Below are 12526 nucleotides of genomic sequence, written 5' to 3'. Positions count from 1 at the left end.
CTAACGAATAAATATGTTATTCAATACTGGCTTCTTTTCAGCTTCGGTTAATGCACGGACTCCTTTGTCATTTGTAATGTCTTCGATAACTTTTAGCACTGATGATTGAGCGTAAGACATAAACATAGATGCAGTATCTATTCGGTAATAAGTTACTGGGTATAATCTTCTTGCAAGCCAACCACCTACAAATGGTATTTTAGAGATTAATATTTTGCCTATTGAATCTTTATACAATAGCCACCACGACACGAAAAATCCATGACCAAATTTTGCTCCACAAATATCATATTGATAATCTTTCCACGTTGCACGCAGGTATAATCGTGAATGAGACATCATACCACCTTCTTTATGCATTGTTTCTTTAATACTGATTTTTGTTACTCCGTGAGATTCTAATTCTGTTTTTAGGCGTTGATAAAATTCCTTTGGCGAGTACTCAAAGTTATCAATAAGAGTGTTCCAATTTGAGTGATAGTTTTTTAAAGTTTTGCTGAAAATAAACTTCAACACAAGAAAAACTATAATTCCATATACAGCATACATGCCATATCTCATTAAATAAAAGGTAAATTCATTCATAATTAGCGTTTTTAATGGTTAGTAATTATGTAATGAAAGTATCTGAAATCGTTATTTTGAAATATTTAAAATGAAAATATTATTATTTTTAATGAAAATTAAGTGAAATAAAATGAAAATTTATTTCCTGTCATTTTTTACAGAAATCATTGAATGTTAAAATTTTAACATTTATATTTACTCATCCGACACATGAATATCTGGAGACTCTATTGATATTACTTTAATACCAAAAAGTGTTCTTTTCATTTTAAAAATAATTTGAGTGTTGGGGCTAAGTTCTTTTTTATTTATAGCTAAAGGATCTAGGCTATATGGTTCTGACACTTCTTTTAATGAATATAGGGCATGAACAATAAATAAAGACCTACCTTTTTCAAACATAATTGTATCAATTGATTTATAGTTAAATATTTTTCCAACAACCGAAAAACTATTAGGGGTTTCAGACAACAATAGACTTTTAATAGTATCATTAAGACTTAAATCATAAATATAATTTTTAGTTTTAGCAATAGAACTAGAGTCAAGTTTAAAAAAATTGCTATCTATCATTGGAGTTAACCTAACATCAATTAGGTTTTTTGATGGATTCTTTGGGTATTTTAATTGCGAAAATAATTGCGAATACTTACCCTTTTTTAAAAGACTATCAACATTTTTAGATAAATCATTATTTGTACAAGCAGTAAAAATTAATAAAAAAATTAACATCAAAATTTCACGAAAAACTAACTTAACCATGCGAATTACCTTACTTATTTTTTTGTTAACAGTTTTTAATTCTCAATCTCAAAACATTAAAAGTCAAGATACAACTGTAAATTGTCAACGTTTTTTAACTATCGCTGAAAAACAGCAAAGAGAATCTAAACTTTCTAAAGCTATTGAAAATTATATAAAAGTAAAAGAGTGTGTAGGAAATAAAAAATATTCTCCTCTTTTTGTTCAATCTTGTATCGGTTTAGGTAATGTTTATAATGAAATATATGACACATACGAAGCAGTAAATCAATTTAAAGAAGGTATAAACCATCAATTACTTTTTAAAAAAATTGAACCTATCCCTCAAATGTATTTAAGGGATGGTATTGGGAGAGCTTTAATAAATGAAGGTAAATATAAAGATGCTATTTTATTAACAACCCTTTCTGTTAATATGGCTAAACTTAGTAAAGATAAATTATTTGAAATAGAAACTTTAAACAATTTAATTTACCTACTTTCTTTACAAGGGAATGTTAAAGAAGTCGAAAAACATATTAAAAATTTAAATACTTTAATTGAAAACACCGAGCTTTCTAAAAAAACATCTTCTTTAATTGAAATATCTAAACTTGCATATAAGTTTGCTAAAAAATCAGACATAAAAAGCATCTATAGTTTTAAAAACAAATACCTTAAAAGTGAATTTTCAATTGTAAGAGAACGTTTTTTAAGGCTACTACATCAAATAGATTTGAAAGAACGTAAATCAGACCAAATCTTAAAATCATATGTTAAGTGGGATAATTTAAGAGATAGTGTACAACATAATTTTTATAAAAATTTTAAAGATTCTTTATTAGTTAGATCACAAAAGAGAGTTATTGACGATGAATTATTTAGGTTAAAAACTCAAGAGCAATTAAGTCAAAATGAAATAGAGTATAAAAATGCAAATATCACCTATCTAACTTTACTTTTTATAATTTCAATTACTTCATTATTTCTAGTTTATTATTTCTTTAAAAAGATTAAAAAACAAAAAAACATGGTAGAGACCTTGCAAAAGGAGTTGCACCATCGTATGAAAAACAATCTTTCATTTATTGATTTGTTTATAAACCTTGCCAAAGGAAGATTTGAAGATGAAGCCTATCAAACCAAACTCAATGAACTCCAAAACAGAATGCGTAGTATGTTTGAAGTTAATAAACAACTCTTTAAGAAAGACGATATAACCTCTGTAAAAGCCAAAAATTATATAGATACACTTGTTAAAAATGTACAAGAAGCTTATGCAAAAGAAAATATTAGCATTTTAAATAAAACAAAAAATGAGGAAACCATTCTTGCAGACACGTCTTTTCCTGTAGGACTTATAGTTAACGAATTTGTTACCAATTCTTACAAGTATGCTTTTAATGATACTGAAAAAGGTATTATAGATATTAACTTAAGTTCAAACAGTAAATCTTACACATTATCATTGAAGGACAATGGTAAAGGCTTACCAAAAGATTTTGATATCGATAGTTTAGATTCTTTTGGACTTGAAACAATTCAGCTTTTAACTCAAGAATATGGAGGTACTTTTAACATAGATGGCTCTAGTGGTGTTGCCATGAACATAACATTACCTAAAACTGCTGCATAAAATGAAAAATAAAGCTCATATACTTGTTGTAGAAGACAAGTCGCTTATATATAAGCGACTTAAAATGATTCTCAAAGACCATCATTATTCAGTAGGTTCCTACTCACCTAGCGTCGAAAAAGCAATTGGTAACATCAATAAAGAAAGACCTGATTTAGTATTATTAGATATTGATTTGCAAGGAGACCATAATGGTATTTATCTCGGTAACTTGTTAAGAAAAGAATATAACATTCCTTTTATATATGTAACTGATTTAGATGACGACCAAACCTTTTATGAAGGTTTAAAAACGAAACAGGGTGATTTTATTTCGAAAAAAGATATCAATCTAACTGAGGAAGATCCAATAGTAATTCAAACAAAACCTCATTTGGATGAAAAACGTTTAATTCGCTCTATACAAACAGTGCTTGAATTATATAAATCACCTCCTAAACCTCTCATAAAAGAGGATATTTTGGTATATGTTGACTATGTTCAAAACACCAAAGACTTAGACAACAAAACCATCTCACAAGTTGGTATTCCATTTAAAGAAATAGCATACTTCACAACAAATACAGAAGAAATAGATGAGCAAAAGACAGAAGAACGAAAAAAAACTATGTATAAAAAATTAGAACGAAATAATGCACGTGCTTATACTTGGATGAAAAAATCATATATCGTTCCAAACAACTTATCTGTAATACTTAAAAAGGTGCCGCCATATTTTGTTCGTATTAGTGACGATTATATTGTTAATATAGACAATGAATTCTCTTTACAAGGAAGAATTAATGGAAAGCGAATTAAAATTGCTGACCAAGTATTAGAAATTTCAGACAGATACAAGGCGGAAGTAGAAAAACGTTTTGAAAGCTTATATGAAAGAATGAAATAAAATTTTGCTAAACCTACATTTTCATTCAAAAACCAGATGTTTTCATTCTGGTTTTTTTGTGTTTTAAATTCATTTCATTTTTACATCAATCTTATAAACCATGTAAAAATGAAAAAATTATTCACTCTCTTAGCCTTAGGGTTTTTAATGATGTCTTGCGGAAGCGTAAAACAAGTTGCTCCGTCAAAGTACAATCCTAAGTTTGGCTACACACCAGAACAACGCAATCAAATCTCCGAAAATAGCTTAACAGTTGCTATCATCGACCCTGTTTTCTCTGATGGAGACAACAACAACCTTGTTGAGCCATATGCATCTTTTGTACGAAATATGGCTGATGATTTTGAAGAAACACTAAATGCAAACGGATTCAAAATCAAGGGGCCATATAAAACAAGAGATGAAATGGTATATGGTGATAAATTAAATAGCGATTTTGCCATTGAAATTGAAGTTGAAATACTAACTGAACAGGGAAGTTTTGGTAAAAGAACACCAAACTTTAGCACTCAAATGTTATGCAAAACTTGTTATAAATTAGGAGGTACTTTTTACCATAAGGGTAGAATTATCCTTACGGCAACAGATCCTATAGACGGTGAAAAATTTTGGAAAAAAACTGTTGACCTTGACCGTAAACCAGTAAACGCTAATGGTAACCTAACATTTGATGGCTCTAAAGGAAAAGTGTCTGATAAAGTTATTTTAAGCGATACAGGTATATATAACCCTGTTGCTAAGGTGTTAGAATCTTACTATGCTGACGCAATGTCTAATTTATCTCGCCACATAGACCCACGAGAAATGGAGCAAATTGCGAAACAAATAAAAGCTAAACGTAAACGTGTAGGACAATAAATTATGGAACTTAAAAAAGCAACAGGATTAGCTCTTTTAGGAGTTATATTAATAACACTTATTCAATTAGTGTATTTTTTAAATAGTATTCTAGGATTTTATTTACCCTATACAATTATAAACATCATCTATTTTGTTGGATGTGTGTTATTAGCAACATTCTTTATTACTCTTTATACTAAACAAATTAAAGAAGATAGATGATGGAAAAATCTGTTTCAGAATTACTAGAAATATCTAAAAAAGATAACAATAAAAAAGAGACCTTAAAAAACGAAACTATAACTATAAAAAAATTACTTATGAGTAAAAAAATAAAATTTACAGGGGGCTTTGGAGAATATTTCATTATGTCTTTAGGTTTAATGCTATTATCCATCATTACATTTGGTTTAGCTACACCTTATTGGATGTATTGGTCTTTAAAATACTTTTTCACTCGTTTAGAGATTGTAGAGTAATTTCTAATTAAATATTCTCTTCAAAAAGGTTCGGTAATATGTTTTACCGAACCTTTTTATTACTTCTTATTACTTCAAATTATTGACTTCATTATTTTAAGGTGTATAAATAAATAATGACACCTATTGAACAAATCGTAAAAATTATTCTAGAATTTCCAGCCAATACACTTAACTTTTGGTGGGGTATTATAAACCCAATTATTATTGAAAATTGGTATATTATAGCTATTATAGCTATTATCATGTTAAATATCGCTGTGCTTAAGTTCATTATTACAGGTAAATGGGGAGCTTTAGGGAGCGTATTATATAACATTTTTTATATAGGTATTATCTATTTAATAATCTATTTCTTTGGCCCAGAGATTATTCTTAAAAAATATTTTAATTCAATCTCTTTTTTGGTATACGTTTGTGGTTTTTTCTTAACTCGCCTTATTTTACAAATGATTAATATTAAAAACCTACCTTCATTTCATTATAAATAAAGAGCAAAGATTATATTTTTAACAAGTCTATTCTTAAGAGAATTTTATCTACTTCTATCTTTGTAGGAGTTTTTATTTTTCCTACATTTATATCGCTATTTTCTCCTTATAAAATTATATTAATAAAAATATTCAGAAGGCAAAACATGCCCTCTGACAAAACCTGTATATTTGGTAAAATATAAAGTATCACCCCTATCTATGGCTAAACGAAAAACAACAACCAAAAAACAAAAAACCATTGAAGAAACTCTTTGGGATTCAGCAAATAAACTTCGTGGAACAGTAGAGTCTTCTGAATACAAACACGTAGTATTAAGTTTAATTTTCTTAAAGTTTGCCAGCGATAAATTTGAGGAACGCAGACAAGAATTGATAGAAGAAGGGAAAGAAAAATATCTTGAAATGAAGGAGTTCTACAATATGAAGAACGTCTTCTTTTTACCTGAAGCATCCCGCTGGAGTTATCTTATTGAAAATGCCAAACAAGATGATATTGCTTTAAAAATAGATACTGCCTTACATACCGTAGAAAAAAATAATCCCGCATTAAAAGGTGCGTTGCCTGATAACTATTTTTCACGCCTTAATATGGATGTGAGTAAATTGTCTGCACTACTCGATACCATTAATAATATTGATACACTTAAAGATAAGGAGCAAGATATTGTTGGCCGTGTGTATGAGTATTTTTTAAGCAAGTTTGCATTAGCTGAAGGAAAAGGAAAGGGAGAATTCTACACACCAAAAAGTATTGTAAATCTTATTGCTGAAATGATAGAACCATACAAAGGAATTATCTACGATCCTGCCTGTGGTTCTGGTGGTATGTTTGTGCAGTCCATTAAGTTTATTGAAGCGCATAATGGGGACAAAAAAGAAGTCTCTATTTACGGACAAGAATATACTTCTACTACTTATAAACTTGCAAAGATGAACTTGGCTATTCGAGGTATTGCAGCCAATTTAGGGGATGTACCTGCCGATACCTTTGCCAAAGACCAACATAAAGACCTAAAAGCCGACTTTATTATGGCTAATCCACCATTTAACCAAAAGGACTGGAGAGCTGATAATGAGTTACTAGATGACCCTCGTTGGAAAGGTTACGATGTACCACCAAAAAGCAACGCCAATTATGGGTGGATTTTAAATATGGTCTCTAAACTCTCTCAAAATGGTGTAGCTGGATTTATCTTGGCAAACGGAGCGCTTTCTGGTGGTGGTGAAGAGTATAAAATACGTAAAAAACTTATTGAAAACAACTTGGTAGAAGCGATTGTTATTTTGCCTCAAAACATGTTTTATACTACCAATATTTCTGTAACAATTTGGATTTTAAATAACAACAAAAAAGAACGTGTGGTAAAACTTCCTGACGCCACTCGTAATTATAGGAATAGAGAAGATGAAATATTGTTTATGGATTTAAGAGAAATTGGAGAACCTTTTGAGAAAAAGTTTATTCAATTCTCACCTGACCATATAAAACAAATAGCTGAAACTTACCACAACTGGCAACAAAAGGATTCAGGTTACGAAGATGTGCCTGAATATTGCTATTCTGCAAATCTTGAAGAGGTAAAAGCTAAAGACTACTCTTTAGTGCCAAGTAAATACATTGAGTTTGTAAACAGAGACGAGAACATCAATTTTGAGGACAAGATGAAAACTATACAAGCTGAAATGACAGATTTACTCAAACAAGAAGCACAATCTAAAGAGGATTTATTAAACGTTTTTAAAGAGCTTGGTTATGACATCGAATTATAGAAAAATAGGCGATTTCATAGAGTTAGTTGACGAACGTAACAAAGACCTTTCTATTAATCTTTTGTTAGGCTTGAGCATTTCAAAAGAGTTTATCCCATCTGTTGCCAATACGGTTGGCACTAATATGAAAAACTATAAGATTATTAGGAAAGGGCAATTTGCTTGTAGTGTTATGCAGGTTAGACGTGATAAAAAAATGCCTGTTGCTTTATTACAAGATTTTGACGAAGCTATTATCTCACAAGCATATCCTGTTTTTCAAATTATAAATGAATCTCAATTATTACCTGAATATTTAATGATGTGGTTCACTCGTTCAGAATTTGATAGAGAAGCATGCTTTCATGCCGTAGGTGGTGTAAGAGGAAGTTTGGAATGGGAAGATTTTTTGAACATGAAGTTACCAGTTCCTTCCATTGAAAAACAACTAGAAATCGTAAAAGAATACAATACAGTAGTAAATCGCATTAAACTAAACGAGCAACTCAACCAAAAACTAGAAGAAACAGCTCAAACACTATACAAACATTGGTTTGTAGATTTTGAGTTCCCAAATGAAGAAGGTAAACCTTATAAATCCTCTGGTGGTGTAATGGTTTATAATGAAGAATTAGATATGGAAATTCCTGTTGGTTGGAAATTAGAAGTCTTAAGCACTATTACTAAAGACATTTTTAGTGGAGGAACGCCTAGCACAAATGAAGAAACATATTGGGGAAATGAGTTTTTCTGGCTTTCCTCTGGTGAAACTAGAGAGACAGTAATTATTGACTCTGAAAGAATGATAACCAAAGAAGGTGTTAAAAATTCATCTACTAAGTTAGCAAAGATTGGAGACTCAATAATGGCAACTGCTGGACAAGGAAAAACAAGAGGACAAACATCATTTTGTAAAATAGATTCTTATATAAATCAATCTGTATTGTGTATTAGACCTTTAGAGGAAAAATATCAAGCTTTCATTTTCTTTAATCTTTATTCAAGATACCATGAGTTAAGAAACGAATCTGATGGTCAAAGTATTCGAGGTAGTTTAAACAAAGGGAATTTAAGTGACTTACCCATTATAATCCCTCAAGCAGATATAATAGAATCTTTTCAAGAAATTGGCATGACTTTACTCGATAAAATTCATTCAAATCGTCAATTATCAAAGCAATTAAACGAAATAAAATCATTACTTCTGTCTAGGATGACCTCATATAAGGTTGAAAGGGAGTTAGCAAATTAGAAAAAACAATATGCATTTATCAACATTAAAATTATGGAACTTTAGAAAATATGGTCGACCTGACTTTGATTTAGAAACTCCACATTTAGTTGTGCCTTTTAAAAATGGTTTAAACGTATTAATTGGTGAAAATGATTCAGGTAAGACTGCGATATTAGATGCTATTAAGCTAGTACTAAAGACCCATGCATACGAATGGATTAAGGTTGAAAAAGAAGATTTTTTTGAAGGTGAATCAAAATTGAGAATTGAATTGTTTTTTAAGGGATTATCATCCGAAGAGGCTAAGAATTTTATTGAATGGTTAGGTTGGGAAGGGGAAGGTGAAAAAGCCTCCCCAGTTTTAAGATTAATTTATGAGGTTGAAATAAGGGACAATCGAATAATTCCTACTGACATTAAAGCGGGAATGGATGATGTTGGCTACCCATTAAACGCTGAAGCGAGGAGCTATCTTAAAACGACATATTTAAAGGCACTTAGAGATGCTGACACAGAATTGATTGCAAAGAAAAATTCTAGAGTCTCTCAAATTCTTCAAGGTCACAGCTTGTTTAAAGAAGACGTGGGAAATCCTCATCCATTTACTAATTGGTTTTCTGGAGTAAATGAGCAGATCAAAGATTGGTTTGAAGATGATAATCACGAAGATGGTCAACAAAGCAATAAAGCACAAATAAAAGATGTAATTGATAAATTTTTACAAGATTTCATTTCAGAAGCTATAGGTTCAAAGTTAAATCTTACCAATCCTGATATCAAATCAATTTTAGAAAAGGTATCTATAGGTATAGAAGGTTCAAAAAACCTAGGGCTTGGAACGATGAATCGCCTTTTTATGGCAACTGAATTATTACACTTGAAAAGGGATTGGAACGGATTAAAGCTTTGTCTCATTGAAGAATTAGAAGCTCACTTACACCCACAAGCCCAAATGAAGGTTGTTGAATCAATTCAAAGAGAGACAGAAAATGTTCAGTTTATTTTAACAACTCATAGTCCTAATCTTGCTTCTAAAGTACCTATTGAGAATTTAATTATCTGTAAAGAAGATAAAGTCTTTTCACTTGATAAAGGAATGACAAAACTTGATGAAAAAAACCTTAAATACTTAAAACGTTTTTTGGATGTCACGAAATCTAATTTGTTCTTTTCAAAAGGTGTCATTATTGTAGAAGGATGGGCAGAGGAAATAATTATTCCTGAATTAGCAAAAAAGCTCGGGTACGATTTAACAAAGTATGAGGTTTCGATAGTAAATGTAGGCTCTACTGCCTATTTACCTTTTGCGAAAATATTCCTTCGCGCAGACGATACTATTATGAATATTCCTGTGGCTATTGTTACAGATTTAGACGTCAGGCCTAAAAGTGATGGGACTTTTGATGATGTAGAGCAAGCTAATAAGGAAGCTAGAATAAGGGCTAATCTAGGGGATATAGCCAATACTAAGCTTATTTTAAATATTGCAAAAGAATGGACTCTCGAATGGTGCTTATTTAAATCTGACAGTGTTTCAGAGCTCTTTAAACAAGCTGTCAGTAGAGTTCATAGTAGAACAAAATCCTTTAAATATTCTGAAGATGATGGTTGGCATCTAGGCTTTGAACAAACATTAATAACTAAATTATCAAAGGCTAAAGGAAATTTAGATAAGGTAGCAGTAGCTAATGAATTTGCAGAACTGATTAGCTCTAATGATTTTGTTTTAGATAAAAACGACGAATACATAAGTTATTTAATTGATGCAATAAGGCACACCTGTAGAATTGAGCATGAAGATTAAAGATGAACATATAAAAGAAGCTGAAAATCTTTTAATAGATGGTAATGAATTTGATTTAGAGGAACGAGTACCTTTCATCAAGGATCTTAACACTTGTGATTTATTAGCTGTACCAGGTAGTGGAAAGACAACTGCTTTATTAGCTAAACTTTATTGTCTCTCAAAAAATCTTCCATTTAAAGATGGTTCTGGAATACTTATTCTCTCACATACAAATGCAGCTGTTGAAGAAATTGAAAAAAACTTGAAATCTTATTGCCCAAGTCTTTTTGAATATCCCAATTTTGTTGGTACTGTCCAATCATTTGTGAACACATTTTTAGCAAATCAGGCTTGCCAAGTAAAATATGGTTCTTATATAAGACAAAATGATGATGAACTTTATAATTTTGAGGTAAACGATTTTTTCTACTCTCTTAAGTGGTCAAAGCGTGGTCAAGAACCCAAAAATTTAATTAATAAATTGTTTGGATTAGTAAATGCTGGCAGAAGAGTTGAATTCCAAGAAGGTAAAGAAAAAATACTAGATTTTCTTAAACGGTTTTATTTCGATATTAGTGAAAGGAAGTTAATATACTATAACAGAACAATACTCAAACACGATAGTCCTAATCAACCCTATTATATTGAACTAGAGAATTGGAAGGAAAATCTATTTCGAAAGGGGCTGTTAAACTATAGAGATTCATTCAATTTAGCTGATTGGTATTTAAATAATTATTCAGAAGTTAAGCTATTACTCCAAAACAGATTTAGATATGTTTTTATAGATGAAACCCAAGATTTAGAGTCTTTTCAAATTGAATTAATAGAAAAAATTTTTAATACTGATAATTCAAATACTAAAATCCAAAGAATTGGAGATATAAACCAGTCTATTTATAATTCTGGTAAAAGCGTAAAAACAAATGCTGATTGGGAGCCTAGAAATCAAAGATTTTTAAATGGATCGAAACGTTTAACCAAAGAAGTATCAGAACTAGTTAACTGCTTTACTTTAGACAGACAAAAAGACGATAATGGTGATGCAAGGTTTGTTGTTAATGGTTTAAGAGAGTTACAAAAACCCATTAAACCGCATCTTGTCTTATTTAATAAAGAATCAATTGGTAAACTTGAAGAAACCTTTAAAGAACTTATAAAAGAGAACAAACTTGAAGAAACGATAGAGTCTGAAAAATATGGTTTCAAAATAATAGGTTGGAGCGCTAAATGGGATGACAATGGAAGTAATAATGATAAGCTTCGTTTGGAAAATATATTTTCCAATTACAATAAGGAGTCTAAAAGTAAAAAAGAAACTTTTGACACACTTTCAAAATATTTACAATATTTCAATAAAGATAAATCAAGCTTAGAACCCGCTAGGAAAACAATTTTAAATGCATTAATCGCTGTTTTAAAACTAGAGAATAAAACCTATAAAATTAAAATTAGGGGTCAAGAAATTGAACGATATTATACTAAATCCGAATTAATTAAGGATATTAAAAATCAACCTGATAATGATGTCTATGAAAATTTCAAAAGTCTTCTGTATCAATGGTCTTTTGAGATAATGGTTGCTAATAAAGCTTCTCAAACTTACAATTCTATCAAGAATTTCATTCAAAATGAATTTAAGGAATGGTTCAATTTAGAAATAAACGATGGTGTTAAAACATTTTTAGACGAAGAATACAATGAACTTGTTAATATTGTTAATCTAACAGAAGATGTCCCTTTAAATAAAGAAGAGATTCCTGTCGAAATAGGAACTGTGCATTCCGTTAAGGGACAGACGCATTGTGCAACAATGTATGTAGAAACCTCATATATCAATTATGAATCAGAAAAGTTGAATATAATAGCAAAAAAAGCAACTAAAACTAAACCAGAGATAATTTTACCCAACCCATTATTATATGAGGAACATGAGTACAGAACTAATAAGGATTCAAGAGCAAAAGAAACTTTAAAAATGATGTATGTTGGTTTTTCGAGACCCACCCATTTATTATGCTTCGCCATGTTGAAAGAGAATTTAGTTGAACATGTAGAAAAGTATAAGAATAGTGGCTGGGAAATAATTGATTTAACTGATTAAACTGTGTTAG

At 30.3% G+C, this 12526-nt stretch carries 11 protein-coding genes; 9 read left to right on the top strand and 2 right to left on the bottom strand.

Features of this window, described 5'->3' with window-relative positions:
* Positions 1-585: a hypothetical protein gene (locus tag BM361_RS09390; RefSeq protein WP_139226680.1), complete on the bottom strand. Its 585-nt coding sequence runs from the start codon at positions 583-585 to the stop codon at positions 1-3.
* Positions 586-762: 177 nt separating this feature from the next.
* The gene (locus tag BM361_RS09385; protein ID WP_074978438.1) at positions 763-1329 is read right to left on the bottom strand and encodes a hypothetical protein; all 567 of its coding nucleotides are present in this window, start codon (positions 1327-1329) and stop codon (positions 763-765) included.
* Here BM361_RS09385 and BM361_RS09380 point away from each other — a divergent pair.
* From BM361_RS09380 to BM361_RS09340, 9 genes are all read left to right on the top strand, one after another.
* Positions 1328-2944 carry a histidine kinase dimerization/phosphoacceptor domain -containing protein gene (locus BM361_RS09380; RefSeq protein ID WP_074978437.1) on the top strand — a complete coding sequence of 539 codons (1617 nt, stop codon included), beginning with the start codon at positions 1328-1330 and terminating at the stop codon, positions 2942-2944. The two genes, BM361_RS09385 and BM361_RS09380, sit on opposite strands and share 2 nt — an antisense overlap.
* A gap of 1 nt (position 2945) precedes the next feature.
* On the top strand, positions 2946-3830 hold the full coding sequence (locus BM361_RS09375) for a response regulator transcription factor (protein WP_074978435.1): 885 nt from the start codon (positions 2946-2948) through the stop codon (positions 3828-3830).
* Positions 3831-3938: 108 nt separating this feature from the next.
* Positions 3939-4688: a hypothetical protein gene (locus tag BM361_RS09370; RefSeq protein WP_139226678.1), complete on the top strand. Its 750-nt coding sequence runs from the start codon at positions 3939-3941 to the stop codon at positions 4686-4688.
* Between the two features lie 200 nt (positions 4689-4888).
* Positions 4889-5149, top strand: coding sequence for a hypothetical protein (locus BM361_RS09365; RefSeq protein ID WP_074978432.1), 261 nt, complete (start codon positions 4889-4891; stop codon positions 5147-5149).
* A 116-nt stretch (positions 5150-5265) separates the two neighbouring features.
* Positions 5266-5640 (top strand): hypothetical protein, encoded by a 375-nt coding sequence (locus BM361_RS09360; protein WP_074978431.1) that lies wholly within the window; start codon positions 5266-5268, stop codon positions 5638-5640.
* A 201-nt stretch (positions 5641-5841) separates the two neighbouring features.
* Complete coding sequence (locus BM361_RS09355; RefSeq protein ID WP_074978429.1) at positions 5842-7413, top strand: type I restriction-modification system subunit M; 1572 nt, start codon at positions 5842-5844, stop codon at positions 7411-7413.
* Positions 7397-8644 (top strand): restriction endonuclease subunit S, encoded by a 1248-nt coding sequence (locus BM361_RS09350; protein ID WP_074978427.1) that lies wholly within the window; start codon positions 7397-7399, stop codon positions 8642-8644. Before BM361_RS09355 ends, BM361_RS09350 begins: the two co-directional genes overlap by 17 nt.
* 10 nt (positions 8645-8654) lie before the next feature.
* Entirely contained in the window at positions 8655-10430 is a 1776-nt protein-coding gene (locus BM361_RS09345; RefSeq protein ID WP_074978426.1) for an ATP-dependent nuclease, read from the top strand.
* Positions 10420-12516 carry a UvrD-helicase domain-containing protein gene (locus tag BM361_RS09340; protein WP_074978424.1) on the top strand — a complete coding sequence of 699 codons (2097 nt, stop codon included), beginning with the start codon at positions 10420-10422 and terminating at the stop codon, positions 12514-12516. The genes BM361_RS09345 and BM361_RS09340 overlap by 11 nt, the downstream gene beginning before the upstream one ends.
* Positions 12517-12526: the final 10 nt, after the last annotated feature.

It is taken from the genome of Zhouia amylolytica (genome assembly GCF_900116365.1).
GTDB lineage: Bacteria > Bacteroidota > Bacteroidia > Flavobacteriales > Flavobacteriaceae > Zhouia > Zhouia amylolytica.
The sequence above is the reverse complement of the archived record's forward strand: the minus strand, read 5'-3'. Positions and strand labels throughout refer to the sequence as shown.